The 19274-nt window shown below is 66.1% G+C and carries 18 protein-coding genes and 1 pseudogene; 10 read left to right on the plus strand and 9 right to left on the minus strand.

Annotation, left to right across the window (positions count from 1 at the left end; translation table 11 throughout):
- Nucleotides 1–1236, plus strand: a complete 1236-nt coding sequence (glcE, locus tag NS365_RS17095) for a glycolate oxidase subunit GlcE (protein ID WP_082684673.1) — start codon at nucleotides 1–3, stop codon at nucleotides 1234–1236.
- A 4-nt stretch (nucleotides 1237–1240) separates the two neighbouring features.
- Nucleotides 1241–2584: a glycolate oxidase subunit GlcF gene (gene glcF / locus NS365_RS17100; RefSeq protein WP_058601509.1), complete on the plus strand. Its 1344-nt coding sequence runs from the start codon at nucleotides 1241–1243 to the stop codon at nucleotides 2582–2584.
- Nucleotides 2585–2655: 71 nt separating this feature from the next.
- Here the strand turns inward: glcF and NS365_RS17105 are convergent, their stop codons facing one another.
- The 3 genes from NS365_RS17105 to NS365_RS17115 form a co-directional block, all read right to left on the minus strand.
- Entirely contained in the window at nucleotides 2656–3429 is a 774-nt protein-coding gene (locus tag NS365_RS17105) for a L,D-transpeptidase (protein ID WP_058601510.1), read from the minus strand.
- Between the two features lie 144 nt (nucleotides 3430–3573).
- Nucleotides 3574–4470, minus strand: a complete 897-nt coding sequence (locus tag NS365_RS23700; RefSeq protein WP_082684674.1) for a L,D-transpeptidase — start codon at nucleotides 4468–4470, stop codon at nucleotides 3574–3576.
- 154 nt (nucleotides 4471–4624) lie between these two features.
- Nucleotides 4625–5371, minus strand: coding sequence for a DUF2927 domain-containing protein (locus tag NS365_RS17115; RefSeq protein ID WP_082684675.1), 747 nt, complete (start codon nucleotides 5369–5371; stop codon nucleotides 4625–4627).
- A 134-nt stretch (nucleotides 5372–5505) separates the two neighbouring features.
- Here NS365_RS17115 and NS365_RS17120 point away from each other — a divergent pair, with 134 nt between their 5' ends.
- The 4 genes from NS365_RS17120 to hisG all read left to right on the plus strand — a co-directional run bounded on the left by NS365_RS17120 (nucleotide 5506) and on the right by hisG (nucleotide 9633).
- Nucleotides 5506–6174: a DNA-3-methyladenine glycosylase I gene (locus NS365_RS17120; protein WP_058601512.1), complete on the plus strand. Its 669-nt coding sequence runs from the start codon at nucleotides 5506–5508 to the stop codon at nucleotides 6172–6174.
- 84 nt (nucleotides 6175–6258) lie between these two features.
- Complete coding sequence (gene hisS, locus NS365_RS17125; RefSeq protein WP_058601513.1) at nucleotides 6259–7779, plus strand: histidine--tRNA ligase; 1521 nt, start codon at nucleotides 6259–6261, stop codon at nucleotides 7777–7779.
- A gap of 10 nt (nucleotides 7780–7789) precedes the next feature.
- Nucleotides 7790–8944: an ATP phosphoribosyltransferase regulatory subunit gene (locus tag NS365_RS17130; protein ID WP_058601514.1), complete on the plus strand. Its 1155-nt coding sequence runs from the start codon at nucleotides 7790–7792 to the stop codon at nucleotides 8942–8944.
- On the plus strand, nucleotides 8941–9633 hold the full coding sequence (gene hisG, locus NS365_RS17135) for an ATP phosphoribosyltransferase (protein ID WP_058601515.1): 693 nt from the start codon (nucleotides 8941–8943) through the stop codon (nucleotides 9631–9633). The genes NS365_RS17130 and hisG overlap by 4 nt, the downstream gene beginning before the upstream one ends.
- A gap of 54 nt (nucleotides 9634–9687) precedes the next feature.
- Here the strand turns inward: hisG and NS365_RS17140 are convergent, their stop codons facing one another.
- From NS365_RS17140 to groES, 6 genes are all read right to left on the minus strand, one after another.
- Nucleotides 9688–10059, minus strand: coding sequence for a DoxX family protein (locus NS365_RS17140; protein ID WP_244498481.1), 372 nt, complete (start codon nucleotides 10057–10059; stop codon nucleotides 9688–9690).
- A gap of 153 nt (nucleotides 10060–10212) precedes the next feature.
- Nucleotides 10213–11604 carry a class II fumarate hydratase gene (fumC, locus tag NS365_RS17145; RefSeq protein ID WP_058601517.1) on the minus strand — a complete coding sequence of 464 codons (1392 nt, stop codon included), beginning with the start codon at nucleotides 11602–11604 and terminating at the stop codon, nucleotides 10213–10215.
- Nucleotides 11605–11759: 155 nt separating this feature from the next.
- The gene (locus tag NS365_RS17150) at nucleotides 11760–11951 is read right to left on the minus strand and encodes a CsbD family protein (RefSeq protein ID WP_058601518.1); all 192 of its coding nucleotides are present in this window, start codon (nucleotides 11949–11951) and stop codon (nucleotides 11760–11762) included.
- Between the two features lie 88 nt (nucleotides 11952–12039).
- The gene (locus NS365_RS17155) at nucleotides 12040–12816 is read right to left on the minus strand and encodes a sulfite exporter TauE/SafE family protein (protein ID WP_058601519.1); all 777 of its coding nucleotides are present in this window, start codon (nucleotides 12814–12816) and stop codon (nucleotides 12040–12042) included.
- Between the two features lie 300 nt (nucleotides 12817–13116).
- Nucleotides 13117–14760, minus strand: a complete 1644-nt coding sequence (gene groL, locus NS365_RS17160) for a chaperonin GroEL (RefSeq protein ID WP_058601520.1) — start codon at nucleotides 14758–14760, stop codon at nucleotides 13117–13119.
- 92 nt (nucleotides 14761–14852) lie between these two features.
- The gene (groES, locus tag NS365_RS17165; protein ID WP_019996686.1) at nucleotides 14853–15149 is read right to left on the minus strand and encodes a co-chaperone GroES; all 297 of its coding nucleotides are present in this window, start codon (nucleotides 15147–15149) and stop codon (nucleotides 14853–14855) included.
- A gap of 325 nt (nucleotides 15150–15474) precedes the next feature.
- On the opposite strand from groES, the pseudogene NS365_RS25355 reads away from it, so the two are divergent.
- The 4 genes and pseudogenes from NS365_RS25355 to NS365_RS17180 all read left to right on the plus strand — a co-directional run.
- A pseudogene (locus tag NS365_RS25355) lies at nucleotides 15475–15672 on the plus strand (pilus assembly protein TadG-related protein); the annotation flags it as partial.
- Between the two features lie 78 nt (nucleotides 15673–15750).
- A complete protein-coding gene (locus NS365_RS17170; RefSeq protein WP_244498482.1) occupies nucleotides 15751–17349 on the plus strand; it encodes a hypothetical protein in 1599 nt (532 codons plus the stop codon).
- Between the two features lie 14 nt (nucleotides 17350–17363).
- Nucleotides 17364–18266: a TIGR01459 family HAD-type hydrolase gene (locus tag NS365_RS17175; protein WP_244498483.1), complete on the plus strand. Its 903-nt coding sequence runs from the start codon at nucleotides 17364–17366 to the stop codon at nucleotides 18264–18266.
- A 2-nt stretch (nucleotides 18267–18268) separates the two neighbouring features.
- Entirely contained in the window at nucleotides 18269–19258 is a 990-nt protein-coding gene (locus NS365_RS17180) for a bifunctional riboflavin kinase/FAD synthetase (protein WP_058601523.1), read from the plus strand.
- The last annotated feature ends 16 nt before the right edge of the window (nucleotides 19259–19274 follow it).

Genomic DNA, 19274 nt, shown 5'->3' on the forward strand with positions numbered 1-19274 from the left:
ATGTCCCTTTCCCCGAACGCGCCGGCTGTGCCGGACCCGTTCCGTCCCGAAAGCGTCGAGGCGCTGCGCGATGTCGTGGCCGAGGCGCTGGCCCGCAAGGAGCCGCTCGCCGTCGAGGGCCGTGGCTCCAAGGCGGGGCTCGGCCGCCCGGTGCAGGCCGCGCACACGCTGTCTCTCGCCGGTCTCTCCGGCGTCAATTTCTACGAGCCGGAAGAACTCGTCATCTCCGCCAGGGCCGGTACCCCGATCGCCGAGATCGAGGCGCTGCTCTCCGAGCGCGGCCAGCGCTTCGATTTCGAGCCGATGGATTACGGCCCCTTGCACGGCCGCCCGGCCGGCGAGGGGACGATCGGCGGCGTGCTCGCCTGCAACCTGTCAGGCCCGCGCCGGCTGAAGCAGGGCGCGGCGCGCGATCATATTCTGGGCGTCATCGCCGTGTCGGGCCGGGGCGAAATCTTCCGCTCCGGCGGGCGCGTGGTGAAGAACGTCACGGGCTACGATCTGTCCAAGGGCATGGCCGGTTCCTACGGCACGCTCGCCGTCATGGCCGATGTCATCTTCAAGACCATGCCGCGCCCCCCGGCCGAGACGACGCTGCTCCTGCGCGGCCTGTCGGACGGCGAGGCGGCGCAGGCCATGAGCGCGGCGCTCGGCTCCTCGGTCGAGGCTTCGGGCGCGTCGCATCTGCCCTATGGCGTGGCGGCGCGCGTGATCAGTGGCGAGCTGGGCCGTGAGGCCGCGACCGCCATCCGGCTCGACGGGTTCGGCCCCTCCGTGGCCGCGCGCGCGCAGCATCTGAGCGCCGGCCTCTCCCGCGTCGGCCCGCTGGAGCGTCTGGAGGGCGAGGCGTCGGAGCGCTTCTGGCGCGACATCCGGGACGTCGCACCCTTTGCCGACGGCACCGAAAGCCCGGTCTGGCGCGTCTCCCTGCCGCCGATGCAGGGGCATGATTTCGTCATGGCGCTGCGGATGCAGGCGGCAGCCGACGCCTTCTACGATTGGCAGGGCGGCCTCGTCTGGCTGCGCATGGATGGCGGGCGCAGCGAGGCCGATCTCGTGCGCGGGCTGCTTGCGCGCCATGGCGGCGGCCATGCGACGCTGGTGCGCGCGCCCGAGGCCGAGCGGCTGAGCCTTCCCGTCTTCCAGCCGCAGCCGGCCCCGCTCGCCGCCCTGTCCCGTCGCCTCAAGGATCAGTTCGATCCCGCCGGCATCCTCAATCCTGGCCGGATGGCTTGACCCGATGCAAACCGCATTCACCCCGACGGCGCTTCAAAACCCGGACACGGCCGAGAGCGCCTCGATCATCCGCAAATGCGTCCATTGCGGCTTCTGCACGGCGACCTGCCCGACCTATGTGACGCTCGGCAACGAGCTCGACAGTCCGCGCGGGCGCATCTACCTCGTCAAGGAGATGCTGGAAAACGGCCGCCCGGCCGACGAGAAGACGGTCACGCATATCGACCGCTGCCTGTCCTGCCTGTCCTGCATGACGACCTGCCCCTCGGGCGTGAACTACATGCATCTGGTGGACCATGCGCGCGCCCATATCGAGCGCACCTACAAGCGGCCCTTTGCAGACCGCATGATCCGCGAAGTGCTCGCCCGCGTCCTGCCCTATCCCGAGCGCTTCCGCTGGAGCTTGAAGCTCGCGCGCCTGGCGCGGCCCTTCGCGGACGCGCTCGCGGGCGTCAAGCCTCTGAAGCCGCTGGGTGCCATGCTGAAGCTCGCGCCGGCCCATGTGCCTGTGGCGTCCGCCAATGACCGGCCGGGCCTGCGCGCGCCCGCCGGCGCGGTGCAGAAGCGCGTGGCCTTGCTGCGCGGCTGCGCCCAATCCGTGCTCGACCCCGGCATCAACGAATCCACCGTCAGGCTTCTCAACCGGCTCGGCGTCGAAATCGTCTTGCCGAAGGGGGAGGGGTGCTGCGGCGCGCTGACCCACCATATGGGCCGCGAGGAAGAGGCGCTGGATTTTGCCCGGCGCAATGTCGATGTCTGGGCGGCGGAAGCCGAGCGCTCGGGGCTCGACGCCATCGTCATCACCGCGTCGGGCTGCGGCACCGTGATCAAGGATTACGGTCATATGCTGCGCCTCGACCCCGCCTATGCCGAAAAGGCCGCGCGCGTTTCGGCATTGGCCAAGGACGTCACGGAATTCCTGTCCAGCCTCGACCTGCCGCTGCCGGCGAACCCGGTCGAGGCCATTGTCGCCTATCACTCCGCCTGCTCCATGCAGCACGGGCAGAAGATCACACAGGCGCCCAAAGTGCTCCTCGCGCAGGCCGGCTTCACCGTCCGCGACGTGCCGGAAGGGCATTTGTGCTGCGGTTCGGCCGGCACCTACAACATCCTTCAGCCCGAGATTTCGGCCAAGCTGCGCGACCGCAAGGTCGCCAATATCGAGCGCGTGAAGCCCGACCTGATCGCCACCGGCAATATCGGCTGCATGACGCAGATTGGCTCGGCCACGGGCATTCCGATCCTGCACACGATCGAACTGCTCGACTGGGCCTTCGGCGGAGAGAAGCCCGCCAAGCTCGCCGGCCGCGACTTTCGCCGGGTCGAACGCAAGGTTGCAGCCGAATAGGCAGAGACGCCAAGCGCAACAAAAAAGGCCCGCCAACGAGCGGGCCTTTTTTCATGGAACTTAAAGCCGGATCAGCCGCCGAAGACCGAGGCCAGCAGGCCGCGGCCGGGCTGGCGAACCGTGCCGGCTTCCGCATAGACGCCGCTGCCGGACTGACCGGGGCCGAGCACGATGACCTTGGTGCCGCGATCGGCACGCGAGTAGAGATGGGTCACGTCCTCGTTCATCATGCGGATGCAGCCCGACGACATGTTGAGGCCGATCGTCCAGGGCTGGTTGGTGCCATGGATGCGGAACATGGAATCGCCGCCGCCGCGATAGAGATACATGGCGCGCGCGCCGAGCGGATTGTCCGGGCCGCCGGCCATATAGGCGGGCAGGATATGGCCCTTGGCGCGCTCGCGGGCGACCATCGTGGCCGGCGGGGTCCAGCCCGGCCATTCGGCCTTGCGGCCGATCTTCATCGTGCCGCCCCAGGCGAAGCCTTCCTTGCCGACGCCAACGCCATAGCGCGTCGCCATGCCGCCCGGCTCGACGAAATACAGGAACTTGCGGTCCGTATCGATGATGATCGTGCCGGGCTTCTCTTGGGTGGAGATGCGCACGGTCTGGCGCTTGAAGCGCGGATCGACCGGGCGCATGGCCTGCGGCTGGCGCGCCACGCGCACCGGAGCCCGGCCGAGTGTGGCGCCCGCGCTCGGCACCGTGGCATTCGCGCCGCCGCCGCGCACAACCCATTGCTGGGTGCTGTGGTCGAAATAGCGCGTTTCCGCGCTGGCGCTTCCCATCAGGACGAGGCTGGCGAGCCCCGCGAGCATGGCCGTTTTGGACGAGATGATACGCATCGAACAATCCTTCGAAACGGGCGAAAACTTGAATTAAAACAATCCGGTCGCGAGACTCTTCGCCGGCCTTATCGTGTCAGGGAAGATGGGGCGCGGGCAGGTGAGGAAACCGCCCTCGCGCGCGATTGTCCCGACCTGTTGCCGTTAGAGCACAATCACGCGCGCACCGACCGGCACGCGGTCATAGAGATCGACGACATCCTCGTTCCGCATTCGAATGCAGCCGGAGGACACCGCCTGACCGATGGTCCAGGGCTGGTTGGTGCCGTGAATTCGATAGAGCGAGGAGCCGAGATAAAGCGCGCGGGCGCCGAGCGGGTTCTCGATGCCGCCTTCCATGCGCGCCGGCAGGATGCGCCCCTTGGCGCGCTCGCGCGCGACCATCTCGGAGGGCGGGGTCCAATCCGGCCATTCCGCCTTACGGCTGACGCGGTGCGTGCCGGCCCATTCGAAGCCCGGCTTGCCGACGCCCACGCCATAGCGCGTGGCCCGTCCATTGGCTTCCACGAGGTAAAGGAAGCGGGCGTTGGTATCGATCACCACCGTACCCGGCGCATAATCGGAATAGGCGACCTCCTGCGGCAGGAAGGCCGGCGCGAGCGCGCGCGGGGCGGTGTTGCGCTGGCCCAAGCGTCGGGTCGCAGGCTCGGGTGCCATATGGCGGGCAGGGGCGCTCGCGCTGGCAAAAAGCGGCTGGCGCTCGCGACGGCGCTCCACATGGCGGCGCGCGACCGGCGGCGGGGATGCGCCCAGAACCACAGGGTCGGCTGACTGGTAGGAGCCAAGCGGCTCCACCGGCCCACCATCGCGGCGGACGACGCCCACGGGGATGTTGCCCCGGAAGATCACCGTGCCGGCCGGATAGGCCTGCGTCAAAGTCTGCGCCTGATAGCCCGGCACGACGCCGCTGCCCGGCGAAAGCTGGAGCACGCGCTCGGCCGCCTCGCGCCGGTCGAGGCTCAAGGGGCGGCGCTCCTGCGCCTGCACGGCGGTCAGAGTCGTGACGATAAGGGAAAACGCCAGAAGAGGGCGAGCGAACATCAGCGGACACCTCGGGGGTCGCGAAAGGCTCGGGAACGAGCCGCTTGGCGCGAGGATGCCGCCGTAAATTTGAGCGATTGGTGAATCGATGACGTTTGGTCACCTGTTCCCCCCGCTCGGGTGCGATCATGGTGAAGAGTGTGCTAACGACCCTTCACAGGCGCAGACGCCGCTTAACCTCTTTCAGAATGGTCGGCAGAAGGGGCGCGGCGTCGCCTCGACTCATGCCGGGCGTTAGACGCTCGTCATAAAGCATGTTCATGAGAACCCGGTCATAGGGCGTGAATCGGGTCAGCTTCGACGTGTCGTTGAAGACGCTTTGCGGCGCGTCGGAATTATCGTTGAGCGGGCCGAGCCCTTGCAGCACCTCCTCGATCAGGCAGCGGCGAAACAGAAGGTCGCCATCGTCCGACACGATGATCGCGTCCGCCCGCGTGATGCCGGAGCGCCCGTAGCTGGCGCGCGCGATGCAATTGCCCGGCGTGGTGCCGAAGGGGCGGTGATAGACCTCCCGCCCGACGCGCTGGTAATCGTCGCGATCCACCACATGCACCACGAAATTCGCCGCCTCGCCCCGCTTGGCCATCGTGATGTCGAGCCCATCCACCTGCCGGTTGATCTCCCGTACGAAGCTGGCCACGGCCGGCTCGCGGTCGATCTCGGAGTCGTTTTCGACCCGCACGCGGACAGGGCCGGGAAATTTCTTGAGATAGCTCGAATCGCTGAACGCTCCGGTGATCTCGGCGCTGAAGACCACCGCGTCGAAGCCCTCGATCATCTTGGCGTCGGAGGGCAGGGCTTGCGCCAGCGCCGGATCGGCGAAGGCCAAAAGGAGAAGTGCGAGCGCCAGTAGCCGTCGATGGCCGGACGCAAGGTGGGAGAGGGGACGCGGGGCAGGCATGGCGGCGGACTCGGGAGGAGCGGACGGGAGGCCCCTGTTTGTGCGGCGCTGCGCGGGCCAAGGCAAGTCGCCTTGCGGTGATCACGGGGAATAGCTCGCTTGCTCGGCTCTCTGCGGGGATGCAAATTCAGCCCATGAGCGAACGCACCGACTCCGCACCCGAATCGCCCCTCGCGCCCGGCCTTCTTCTGGGTGCCGATGGTCAGCCGCGCTGCGCCTGGGCCGGCGCGGGCGAGGATTATGTGCGCTATCACGACGAGGAATGGGGGCGGCCGAGCGCCGACGATACCAGGCTCTTCGAAAAGCTCTGCCTCGAAGGCTTTCAGTCCGGCCTGTCCTGGATCACCATCCTGCGCAAGCGCGCGCATTTCCGCGAGCGTTTCGATGGGTTCGAGATCGAGCGCGTGGCCGCCTTCGACGAGGCTGACATCGATTCCATCGTCGCCGATCCCGGCGTCATCCGCCATCGCGGCAAGATCGTCTCCACGATCAACAATGCCCGCCGCGCCCTGGCGCTGCGCGAGAAGACGGGCGCAAGCCTCGCCGCCTTTCTCTGGCGTTTCGAGCCGCCGGCGAGCGAGCGGCCCGAGCGCATGACGCTCGAATGGGCGCGGGCGAATCCGCAGACGCCGGCTTCCCAGCGCCTGTCCAAGGCGCTGCGGGCGGAAGGCTTCAGCTTCGTCGGCCCGACCACGGCCTATGCCTTCATGCAGTCCATGGGCTTCGTGAACGACCATATGGAGGGCTGCTGCATCCGGGCCGAATGCGAGGCGGCGCGGCAAAACTTCGTCCGGCCGCGCTGAACATGGCGTCAGCCTTGCCGCTCCGGCGTTCCATGGGCTAGGACGCGGGGTAACTCAGTCCTTACTTATCTCGCAGGCAATCCCATGGCCCCCAAGAAGCCCTCCCGCGTGAAGGCCCGCCAGCCGCGCGGCTTCGTGGATCGCACATCCGCCGATCTCCTGGCGCAGGAGCGGATGCTCGGCATCATCCGCCGCGTCTACGAGACCTATGGGTTCGAGCCCGTGGAAACGCCGTTCTTCGAATATACGGACGCGCTCGGCAAGTTCCTGCCCGATTCGGACCGGCCCAACGAAGGCGTCTTCTCGCTGCAGGACGACGACGAGGAATGGCTGAGCTTGCGCTACGACCTGACCGCGCCGCTCGCCCGCCATGTCGCGGAGAATTTCGAGGACCTGCCCAAGCCCTACCGCTCCTACCGGGCAGGCTATGTCTTCCGCAACGAGAAGCCCGGCCCCGGCCGCTTCCGCCAGTTCATGCAGTTCGACGCCGATATCGTAGGCGCGCCGAACGTCTCGGCCGATGCCGAGATGGCCATGATGATGGCCGACACGATGGAGGCGCTCGGCATCGAGCGCGGCCAGTATGTGATCCGCGTCAACAACCGCAAGGTTCTGGACGGCATTCTCGACGCGATCGGGCTGGAGGGCGACGCCCCGCGCCGGCTCACCGTGCTGCGCGCGCTCGACAAGTTCGACAAGTTCGGCGCGGAGGGCGTGCGCCTGCTGCTCGGCCCCGGCCGCCTGGACGAGGGCGGCGGCAAGGGCGACTTCACCAAGGGTGCCGAACTGCCCGACGAGGCGATCACCCGCGTCCTGCGCATTTTCGAACTGGCGGACGCTTCGGGCGAGGCGCGTCTCGACGCCGTTCGCGCGGCCTTCGGCGGGCATCCAGTGGTGGACGAGGGCCTCGGCGAACTCGACCAGATCCGCGCCTTCGCGGTGGCGGCCGGCTATGGCGACGAGCGGGTGCTGATCGACCCCTCCGTCGTGCGCGGCCTCGAATATTACACCGGCCCCGTTTTCGAGGCCGAGCTTCTGTTCGATGTCGTGAACGAGAAGGGGCAGAAGGTGCAGTTCGGCTCGGTCGGCGGCGGCGGGCGCTATGACGGGCTCGTCTCGCGCTTCATGTCGACGCCCGTTCCCGCCACCGGCTTTTCCATCGGCGTCTCGCGCCTCCAGACCGCGCTGAAGAATCTCGGCCGCCTCGGCAACGAATCCCTGCCCGGCCCCGTCGTCGTCACCGTCATGGACCGCGACCGGATGGCCGATTACCAGCGCATGGCGACGCTGCTGCGCCGCGAGCTGAACGGCGAAGGCCGGCCGCTCGTGCCGGTCGAGGTCTTCCAGGGCAATCCCAAGCAGTTCGGCAAGCAGCTGCAATATGCCGACCGGCGCGGCGCTCCCGTCGTCGTCATCCAGGGCGGCGATGAAAAGGCGGCCGGCAAGGTGCAGGTCAAGGATCTCGTGGAAGGCAAGCGCCTCGCCGCCGGGATCGAGGACAATGCCGAATGGCGCGAGGCGCGCGCGGGGCAGGAACTCGTGGACGAGGCCGATCTCGTGGCGGCCGTGCGCCGCATCCTCGACCGCCACGCCGGGCGCTCGTGAGGGCGAATCCATGAGCCGGCTTTTTCCGGCGGCCGAAACCGGCACGCCCTTCGACGGCGCGCTGGCGCGTTTCTTCGCCTCGGTCGGCGCTTCGCTGGTTTCGACGCCGCTCCTGCAGCGCGCCGAGCCCTATCTCGACACGGCCGGCGAGGATCTGCGCCGGCGCATCTTCCTGACGCGGGGCGAGGGCGGCGAAACGCTGTGCCTGCGCCCCGACTTCACCATTCCCGTCTGCCTCGCCCATATCGAGGGCGACGAGGCTCTCCCGCGCCGCTACGCCTATAACGGGCTCGTCTTCCGCCAGCGGCGAGGCGAGGCGGCGGAGTTCCGCCAGGCCGGCATCGAGAATCTGGGCGACACCGACCGCGCCCGCGCCGACGCGGCGACGCTCGCCGAAGCGCTGACGGCGCTCGCCGCCTGCGGTCTAGCCGAGGCTGAGCGCCTGTCAATCACCATCGGCGATCAGGGCCTGTTCGAGGCGGTGTTGAAGGCGCTGGACCTCCCAGTCGGCTGGCAGCGGCGGCTGATCCGCACCTTCGGCCAGAACGATCTCTTGGCGCGGGCGCTCGAAACGCTGGCGTCCGACCGATCGGGCGAGGTCGAGAATATCGCGCCGGACGCCTTGGCCCTCGCCCGCGAAGACCGGCTCGCGGAGCTGGAAGCCTTGGTGCAGGCGCGCATGGACGACGCGGGCCTGCCCCCCAATCGCAGCCGATCTCCGGCCGAGATCGCGGCGCGGCTGGCGGAGAAAGTACGCCTGTCCGACACGCGCCTGCGCGGCGCGGCACTGGAGCGCCTGCGTGCTTTCCTGTCGCTCGACTGCGCGGTGTCAGAGGCCTCCGAGCGTCTGCGCGCGCTGGCGGACGAGCATGGGCTCGACCTTGCGGGCGCGCTCGCCTTTTTCGACGCGCGGGCCGAGGCGCTGGCGGCGGCCGGCGTCGATCTTTCGACCCTGCGCTATCGCGCGGCCTTCGGGCGCACGCTCGACTATTATACGGGCTTCGTCTTCGAGATCGGTGCGCCGGGTTTGGGCGAGCCGCTGGCGGGCGGCGGCCGCTATGACCGCCTCGTGTCCTATCTCGGCGCGCGTGAGCCCATTCCGGCCGTCGGCTTTGCCCTGTATCTCGACCGCCTGCCCAAGGCCCAGAAGGAGGCGCGGCCATGACGCTGACGCTCGCCATCCCGTCCAAGGGCCGGCTCAAGGAGCAATGCGTGGCCTCGCTGGCCTCGGCCGGCATCACGGTTCACCCGAGCGACGACGCGCGCTCCTATCGCACCCGCACGGAGGGCATGGAGGGGCTGGACGTGCTTCTGCTTTCGGCCTCCGAGATCGCGCGCGAGCTGCGCGACGGGGCGATCGATCTGGGCGTGACGGGCGAAGACTTGCTTCGCGAGACCATGCCCGATTTCGACGAGCGCGGCCGCATCGTCTCCCGCCTCGGCTTCGGCCATGCCGATGTCGTGGTCGCCGTGCCCGATAGCTGGCTCGATGTGGAAACGATGGAAGACCTCGGCGATGTCGCGGCCGGCTACCGCGCCGCCCATGGCCGACGCCTGCGCATCGCCACGAAATACTGGCGTCTGACGCAGGGCTTCTTCACCAAGAGCCACGGCATCCAGAGCTATCGCATCGTGGAAAGCTTGGGCGCGACGGAAGGCGCGCCGGCGGCGGGCTCGGCCGATATCATCGTGGACATCACCTCCACGGGCTCGACGCTGACGGCCAATCACCTGCGCGTTCTCAAAGACGGCACGATCCTTCGCTCGGAGGCCTGCTTGGCGCTGGCGACCAAGCCGCGCGAGGCTTTGGACGAAGCGGCGCTGGCCGAGCTTGTCAGGCGTTTCGAGAGCTGAAACGCCAAGCGGCCGCCCGAAGGCGGCCGCCGCGAATGCTCAACGGTTAGAGGCTCAGGCGCGGCGCGAGCGTGCGTCCACCGAGTAAGCGCCGGCACCAGCCGTTCCCAGGATCAAGAAACCTCCGACGATCGTGAGGTTTTTCAACGAAGCCTGCATATCGCCGTAATGGCCAAAGTAAATCGTGCCTAGCGTGAAGACGGCCAACACGTAAGCGACGATGCGGGTCTGAAAGCCGAGAAGAATGGCGAGACCGCCAAAAAACTCGAGAGCGCCTACTACATAGGCCGCTGCTATTCCACCGGGCACGCCAACGTTGGCGAAGTAAGTCGCTGTGCCCGCTGCGTCGCTCAGTTTTCCGAAGCCAGCATAAATGAAGAGAAGCGATAGAAGAATTCGTCCGGCAAGAACGACTGCAGGGTTCATATTTCGTGGCTCCGTCATGGCTGTTTTGGTGATGTGGAATGTGATCCAAGGTGTTCGGCTAACATAGCCTGCTGCAGCGCGACTGATCGTCAACGAAAAACGCCCCAATCGCGGGATTGGGGCGTTTCATCAAACCAATCGTCTGAAGGGCGATCAGCCCGGACGGGTCATCGCGGCAGGATCGACGATCCGGTCATAGTCTTCGCCCGAGACGAGGCCGGAGGCGAGGGCTTCCTCGCGCAGCGTCGTGCCCTTCTTGTGCGCCGTCTTGGCAATGGTCGCGGCATTGTCGTAGCCGATGGTGGGGGCGAGCGCCGTCACCAGCATGAGCGACTGCTGCATCAGATCCTTGATGCGGTCCTCGTTGGCCTTGATACCATCGACGCAATGTTCGCGGAACGAATCCATACCGTCGGCGAGAAGCCGGATCGAGGAGATCACCGCATTGGCGATCACGGGCTTGAAGACGTTCAACTCGAAATGGCCCTGAGAGGCCGCGACCGTCACGGTCGTCTCGTGGCCGAAGACCTCGGCGGCGACCATGGTCAGCGCTTCGCACTGGGTCGGGTTGACCTTGCCCGGCATGATCGAGGAGCCCGGCTCGTTCTCGGGCAGCGAGAGTTCGCCCAGGCCCGAACGCGGGCCGGAGCCGAGGAAGCGGATGTCGTTGGCGATCTTGAAAAGATCGGTCGCGAGCGCGTTGAGCGAGCCGTGGAAAAAGGCCAGCGCACCGTGCGAGGCGAGCGCCTCGAACTTGTTCTCGGCCGTGCGGAAGGGCAGGCCGGTGAGTGAAGCGATCTCGTCGGCGATCTTCACGTCGAAGCCGACCGGGGCGTTCAGCCCGGTCCCGACTGCCGTGCCGCCCTGCGCGAGGGCATAGACGTCTTCGATCGCCTGTTCGATGCGGCGCTTGCCCAGCTTCAGCGCGGCGGCATAGCCCGAGAATTCCTGGCCGAGCGTGATCGGGGTGGCATCCTGCGTGTGCGTGCGGCCGATCTTGATGATGTGATCGAACTCGCGGGCCTTCTTGTCGAGCGAGGCGTAGAGCGCGTCGATCGCCGGCAGGATGCGCTTGGTCGCCTCGATGGCAACGGCCACGTGAATGGCCGTCGGGAACACGTCGTTCGAGGACTGGCCCATATTGACGTGGTCGTTCGGGTGGATCGGCTTCTTGGAGCCCTGCTCGCCGCCGAGCATCTCGATGCCCCGGTTCGAGATCACCTCGTTGACGTTCATGTTGGTCTGCGTGCCCGAGCCGGTCTGATAGACCACGAGCGGGAAATGATCGTCGAGCTTGCCGGAGAGGACCTCATCGGCGGCCGCTTCGATCGTCTCGGCGATCTGGCCGTCCAGCTTGCCCATGGCGCGGTTGACGCGCGCGGCAGCCTTCTTGACCGTGGCGAGGGCGTGGATCACGGCGATCGGCTGCTTGTCGGTGCCGATGCGGAAATTGTTGAGGGAGCGCTCGGTCTGCGCGCCCCAGTAGCGGTCGCTCGCGACGTCGATCGCGCCGATCGAATCCGTTTCGCGTCTGGTGCTGGTCATCGGTCTTCCCCTCGCGACAAGGCGCCCGTCGTCCCGCGTGTGGGAGCGGCGCTTCCGCGCGGTTATCACGACAAGGGAAGGGGAGAAACCCTTTGGCCCAACGAAAAGAGCCAGCCTTTCGGCTGGCTCCTAACTCAAACGATTGAACTCGAAACTTAGTGCTTGGAGCCCAGGGTGTCTTTCACGGCGTCCTTGACCTTGCCGTAGTTTTTCTCGGTCTTGCCTTCGGCCTGATCGGCGAGGCCTTCGGCCTGCAGGCTATCGTTGCCGACCAGCTTGCCGAGGCCTTCCTTGACCTTGCCACCGAGTTCCTTGGCGCCGCCCGAGATCTCGTTCTTGTCGACCATAACCTGTCTCCTCAAGGTGTATCGGACGCCGTGTCCGATTTTCGAAAAGGAGAACAGCGGAGCGCAGCGATCCGTTCCCGGCTCAAGATTACATTTTCGACAGGATCGTGACGATCTGCTGGAGCGCGAGTGCGCAGATCAACAGGCCCACGATACGCAGGAGCCAGCGTTCGGGAATGCGTTTCACGGCGTAGCCCGCCAAGGGCGCGGCCAGAATGCCTCCCGCGATCAGGCCCAGCACCGAGAGGGCGTGGTCGGTCAGATCGCCCGCTTCTTCCCAATGGCCGGTGACGAGCGCCAGAAGGAACGCCAGCGAAACCGAGAGCGTGACAAGGAATTCGGCGGCGTTCACCGTGCCGATGACGTAGCGCGGCTGGCCGCCGGCCCCGAGCAGGCCCGAGGTCACGACCGGCCCCCAGCCGCCGCCGCCGATCGAATCCAGAAAGCCGCCGGCCGCGCCCAGCGGCGGCACCAGCGCCATGGGCGTCTGGGCTCGCGGGATCGTGCGAAAGGAGCGCAGCGTCAGCATGATGCCGATCGCGGCGAGATAGGCCGCGACGAAGGGACGGATCGTGCCGCCATCGATCGAGGTCAGCACATAGGTGCCGAGCACCGCGCCGATCACGCCGAAGGGCACGAGGCGCCAGAACAGCTTCCAGTCGATATTGCGGTTGACGATATGGGCCGTGCCCGAAGCGGCCGTGGTGAAAAGCTCCGCCGTGTGGACCGAGGCCGAGGCGACCGAAGGCGGCACGCCGAAGCTCATGAGAACGGTCGAAGAAATGACGCCATAGGCCATGCCCAGCGCGCCATCCACCAATTGCGCTAAGGCACCGACGAAAAAGAAGATGAAGAATTCGCTCATGCACCGTCCAGACAGGGGGGCGAGCGCCCCGTTTCGGCCCTGTCATAGACGCGAAATCGCCGCGATGCGCCAGCGCGCGAAGGGTCAACTCTTCCGAAGGGCGGCTTGAACAGAGGGCATCGATCCGAACGGCAGGCACGAAAAAGGGGCCCGCTTGCGCGAGCCCCCTTATGACTAGGCCTATCGGCCTTCCTTGCCCTGTCGGGCTTGGAAGTCCATGCCGCCACCTGAAACCGGCCTTGCCCGGTTTCAGCATCCTTGAGGATGGGCGGCTTGATGGGCTTCTTCGCCCTGTTGGGCTTAGAAGTCCATGCCGCCCATGCCGCCCATGCCGCCGCCGGGCATGGAAGGAGCGCCGGAGTCCTTCTTCGGAGCTTCGGAGATCATGGCTTCGGTGGTGACGAGCAGGCCGGCGACGGAAGCCGCGTCCTGCAGAGCCGAGCGAACGACCTTCACCGGATCGACGATACCGGCCTGGATCATGTCGCCATACTCGCCCGTCTGGGCGTTGTAGCCGAAGGTCAGCGAGCCGTTGTCGAGGATCTTGCCGACCACGATCGAGCCTTCGCCACCGGCGTTCTGGACGATCTGACGGATCGGAGCCTGCAGCGCCTTGCGGACGATCGCGATGCCGGCATCCTGATCGGCGTTCTCGCCCTTCAGGTCGACCGCGTTGGAAGCGCGCAGCAGAGCCACGCCGCCGCCGGGGACGATGCCTTCTTCCACGGCCGCGCGGGTCGCGTTGAGCGCGTCGTCAACGCGGTCCTTCTTTTCCTTGACTTCGACTTCCGTCGAGCCGCCGACGCGGATCACCGCGACGCCGCCGGCGAGCTTGGCCAGGCGCTCCTGGAGCTTCTCGCGGTCGTAGTCCGAAGAGGTCTCTTCGATCTGCTGCTTGATCTGGGCGACGCGCGCCTTGATGCCGTCGGCTTCACCGTTGCCGTCGACGATCGTGGTGTTCTCCTTGGTGATGGAGACCTTCTTGGCGCGGCCGAGCATGTCGAGCGTGACGCTCTCGAGCTTGATGCCGAGGTCTTCGGAGATGACCTGACCGCCCGTGAGAATCGCGATGTCCTCGAGCATGGCCTTGCGGCGATCGCCGAAGCCAGGAGCCTTGACGGCCGCGATCTTCAGGCCGCCACGCAGCTTGTTGACGACGAGCGTGGCCAGAGCCTCGCCTTCCACGTCCTCGGCGATGATGACGAGCGGACGGCCCGACTGCACGACGGCTTCGAGAACCGGCAGCATCGCCTGGAGGTTGGAGAGCTTCTTCTCGTGCAGGAGGATGTAGGCGTCCTCGAGCTCGGCGACCATCTTCTCGGCGTTGGTCACGAAGTAGGGCGAGAGGTAGCCGCGGTCGAACTGCATGCCTTCGACGACTTCGAGCTCGGTCTCGGCGGTCTTAGCTTCTTCGACGGTGATGACACCCTCGTTGCCGACCTTCTGCATCGCGGACGCGATCATCTGGCCGATTTCCTTCTCGCCATTCGCGGAGATGGTGCCGACCTGAGCGACCTCGTCGGAGGTCTCGATCTTGCGAGCCGAGGAGACGAGCGTCTCGACGACCTTGGAGACGGCCGCGTCGATGCCGCGCTTGACGTCCATCGGGTTCATGCCGGCGGCAACCGCCTTGGCGCCCTCGCGGACGATGGCCTGGGCCAGAACCGTCGCGGTGGTGGTGCCGTCACCGGCCTTGTCGTTGGTCTTCGAGGCCACTTCGCGCACCATCTGGGCGCCCATGTTCTCGAACTTGTCCTCGAGCTCGATCTCCTTGGCGACGGACACGCCGTCCTTGGTGATGCGAGGCGCGCCGAACGACTTGTCGATCACGACGTTGCGGCCCTTGGGGCCGAGCGTGACCTTCACCGCGTCGGCAAGAATGTCGACGCCGCGCAGCATGCGCTCGCGGGCGTCACGACCGAATTTTACGTCCTTGGCAGCCATGTTTTCGTCTCCTGGGCGCGCCGGGGGCCGGTCCGCGCCGTGTCGAATGGAAGGGGAAGGAAACGGACCGAACGATCAGTCCGGACGATGGGTCAGCCGACGATCCCGAGGATGTCGGATTCCTTCATGATGAGCAGGTCTTCGCCGCCGAGCTTGATCTCGGTGCCCGACCACTTGCCGAACAGGATGCGGTCGCCGGCCTTGACTTCGAGCGGGTTGACCTTGCCGGTCTCGTCGCGAGCGCCCGCGCCGACGGCGACGATCTCGCCTTCCTGCGGCTTTTCCTTCGCGGTGTCCGGGATGATGATGCCGCCAGCCGTCTTGCTCTCGGACTCGACGCGCCGCACCACGACACGATCGTGCAGGGGGCGGAAATTCACGTTGGCCATCTCAGTCGAACCTTCTTGGCTATGGGGGGACCGACCAGCGAAGCGATCGATCCGAGGATTCTGGCACTCACTAAAGCGGAGTGCTAACGCGGCCTAGATAGGGGAGGGCATCCCTCCCTGTCAAGATTCGTCGTCGCGCCGCAAGGTGGCGAGTATCGCAGATGGCGTTAAGGTTAACGCCACACCAGTCTGACCGGCAAAAATGATGACCCGATACGGAAGGATTGGAAAGATTCCGCCCTTAACTATGCATGATGGCTTAGCGAATCGCCTGTTCGGGGTGCCACCCGGGGTTTGAAGCGCTGCGACCGGAGTGCGTTCTGAGATGTTCGAAACACAGACCCCGCCGCCGGCTGATCGGCCGTTCCGACGCGCCCTGCTGCGGGACCGGGGCGGCAACTTCACCATCATGGCGGCGGTTCTTCTCTTCCCGATCCTGATGGGGATCGCGGCGGCGGCCGACATCAGCCTCTTCTACAGCGGCCGAACGGCCGTTCAGTCCGCCACCGACGCAGCCGCGCTCGCGGCGGCCAAACAGTTCAGCGTGGACCAGGACGCGGGCCGGCTTCAGACGCTGGCCGAAAACGTGTTCGCCGCGAACATGGCCGGCGTTGCGCAGACGACCGGGACCCTGACCTATGAGGGGACGGACTGGACGCCGGAGGGAACGCGCGAACTGAAGATTTCCGTCTGCTCCACCTACGATCCCTTCTTTCTCCCGGCGCTGAATATCTCGTTCACGGGATTGAAGGGAAAGGATTGCGCGCGGACGCAGAGCGTCGTCGCGGTCGGCTCCACCACGGTGGAAGTGGCCTTCGTGCTCGATACGTCGGGCTCCATGAACGACAGTCCGGCCAAAGGCGGCCCCGCCAAGATCTCCACCCTCAAAACCCAGGCCGCGAAGGCGATTGACACCCTTTTCGGATCGGGTTCGTCCGCTGGGCCCCAGGACCCGGTGCGCGTCGGCATCGTGCCCTTTTCGGGTGGGGTGAATGTTGGGCCCGAGCACCTGAACGACTGGTGGATGGACCCCAAGGGCTTGTCGCCGCTCCACAACGAAAATCTCGACTGGAGAACGTATCACGGCGCGACAGGCCTTGATCAGCCGCTCGCCGTCAAGGTCAACGGATACTCCACTTCGACATCGCTTCTGAATCCGACGACCTATCTAACCCGGCAACTCATTTACGCTTCGCTTGGGGCGAAGAATTCCAACTGGGCTTATCGAGGATGTGTGGAGTCGCGGGCGGCCAAATATGCACTGACGGACGCCCCGCCCTCCGAACTGGAGCCTGCGACCTTGTTTGTCCCTTACCTCGCGCCCGACGAGCCGGATAATTATTTGTATGGTTCCTGGACAAACAGTTATCTCGTGGACAGTTCGAAAGGCAATTACAGGCAGCGCCTGATGAATGTCGATAAATACTTCTCCAACGTTCGCCAGGATGGTCCGGTGGCGAATAACTTTCGCAACACGCCGAGCTTCATGTGCGACTCGGCCAAGCTGACGCCTTTGACGAACAGCAAGTCCCAAGCGCTCGCGGCGGTCGATAAACTCGTGGCGACGGGGGCGACCAATGTGCCGCAAGGGGTCGAATGGGGATGGAAGGTCTTGTCCAAAAACGAACCTTTTTCCGAGGGTCGAGCCGCCGGCGATGAAAATAACATCAAGGCGATGATCGTCATGACGGATGGTCAGAACACCTACTACAATTCTTACAGCGACGCGGTTTCTACCTTCGGCGCCTATGGCTATGCGGGTCCGGACTATAACGAGCCCGGCCAGAGCGTGGCTCGCCTCTTCGATTACAAGAGCGGTGTGTCCACGGCCAACACCGACAGCAATTACACCGCCGCGTTGAACGGCAGGCTCGCTGCCATTTGCGAAAATTCCAAGAACGATGGCCGGATCAAGCTCAAGGATGGCTCGGGCACGCAGCTCAACGACGAGAAAGGGCCCGTCACGCGCGACGGCGTGTTGATCTACACGATCGCCTTCGACATTCCGGCCCAGTACCAGACTATGGTCAACGGTCTCCTGAAAGGCTGCGCCTCCTACAAGATCGGCGACCTCCGAAAGACCGAGCTGCCCTACAGGGACAAGGCGAAGTATTTCTACAGCGCCGCCAACGCGAAGGATCTGGAAAACGCCTTCAGCGACATCATGGCCTCGCTCACCAACCTTCGCATCGCGCGCTGAGGCTGCGACGCGCCTTGACCCGTCCCGCCGCCCTCCAGTATCGCCAGACCCACAAAAGGGCGAAGTGGAAAGACGAGATGGTTCAGGCATTGCAAGCGATCGATCGTCTGGCCGACATCGCGGGCGCTTACGGCGCCATCTTCTGCGACGTCTGGGGCGTGGTGCACGATGGCGAGGCGCGCAACCCGCCGGCCGTCGCCGCGCTGGCCGAGGCACGCCGGGCCGGGGCTCATGTAGTTCTGCTCACCAATTCGCCGCGCCCGGCCGAGGGCGTGCGCGAGCAGCTCAATGCGCTCGGCGTATCGCGCGACAGCTATGACGCGATCGTCACCTCGGGCGACGCCACACGCGCGCTGATCTCGGCCGGTTCTCGCCGTGTCTTTCATATCGGCACGGAGCGCAACGAAGACCTGTTCGAGGGCCTCGGTCTCGAACTCCTGGCCCCCGAAGAGGCCGATCTCGTGGTGGCGACGGGCCTCTTCGACGACGAACGCGAGACGCCGGACGATTACGTCGCTCTTCTCGACCGGATGGCGGCGCGCAACCTGCCGATGATCTGCGCCAATCCCGACATCGTGGTGCATCGCGGCGAGCGGCTGATCTACTGCGCGGGGGCGGTCGCGCGCGCCTATGCCGAGCGGGGGCAGGTCGTGCATCTGGCCGGCAAGCCGCATCCCCCGATCTATGACGTGGCGAGTTCCCTCCTGCCCAAGGCCGGCGTTCCGATCCTGTGCATCGGCGACGGCATGTTCACCGACGTGAAGGGCGCCAATACGTTCGGCGCCGACTGTCTCTTCATCTCCGACGGCATCCATCGCGACGAACTGGCGGACGCAAACGGCGATCCGGCGCGTCTGGCTGAGGCGCTGGACGGGCGTGGCCTGACGGCTCGTTTCGTCCAGCCGTTCCTGCGCTGACCATGGAAGCGGCACCCAAGCCCATTCTGCGCATCGGCTCGGCCGCAGCGCTTCCCGCGCCTTTGCGCGGCGGCGTCGTGGCCATCGGCAATTTCGACGGGGTGCATCGCGGCCATCAGGCTGTGATCGACACCGCGCGCGCGATCGCCGAGGCCGAAGGGCGGCCGCTGATCTGCCTGACCTTCGAACCCCATCCACGCACCGTCTTCCGCCCGCAGGCTCCCGTCGCCCGGCTGACGCCCGCGCCGATGAAGGCGCGGCTTCTCTCCGCGCTCGGCGTCGAGGCCGTTGTGGAACAGCCATTCGACCTCGAATACGCCTCGCACCCGGCCGAGACTTTCGTGGAAGAAACGCTCCATCGCGATCTCGGCGCGGCGCATGTCGTGGCCGGCTTCGACTTTCGCTTCGGCGCGCGCCGCCATGGCGATCTGCCTTTCCTGCGCGAGGCCTCCGTGCGGATGGGCTTTGCGGTCACGGCGGTGGAGGCGTTCGCCGACGAGGGCGCGCTGGTCGTCTCCTCCTCGCGCATTCGCGAAGACCTGATGAACGGCGATGTTGCGGCCGCCGCCGGGCTGCTCGGCTATCGCTGGACCTTCGAGGGCGTGATCGGCCACGGCGCGAAACTCGGGCGCACGCTCGGCTATCCCACGGCCAATATGGTGCTGGGCGAGGACTGCGTGCTGGCCCATGGCATCTACGCGGTGCGCCTGCGCCGTGCCGACGGCTCGCTGCATGACGGCGTGGCGAGCTTCGGCCGCCGCCCGACCTTCGACAATGGCGCGGCCCTGTTCGAAACCTATCTCTTCGATTTCTCGGGCGATCTTTACGGCGAGGCGGCCAGCGTCTCGCTGTTCGGCTTCATCCGGGGCGAGGAGAAGTTCGACAGCGTCGAGGCGCTGGTGAAGCGCATGGATCGCGACGCGGAGGAGGCGAGGGCGCTTCTCTCCGGCGCACGCCCGCTTTCGGCGCTGGATGGCGCGATCGCCTTTTGAACGGGCTTTATTCCGA

It is taken from the genome of Aureimonas ureilytica, from assembly GCF_001475935.1.
Lineage (GTDB): Bacteria > Pseudomonadota > Alphaproteobacteria > Rhizobiales > Rhizobiaceae > Aureimonas > Aureimonas ureilytica_A.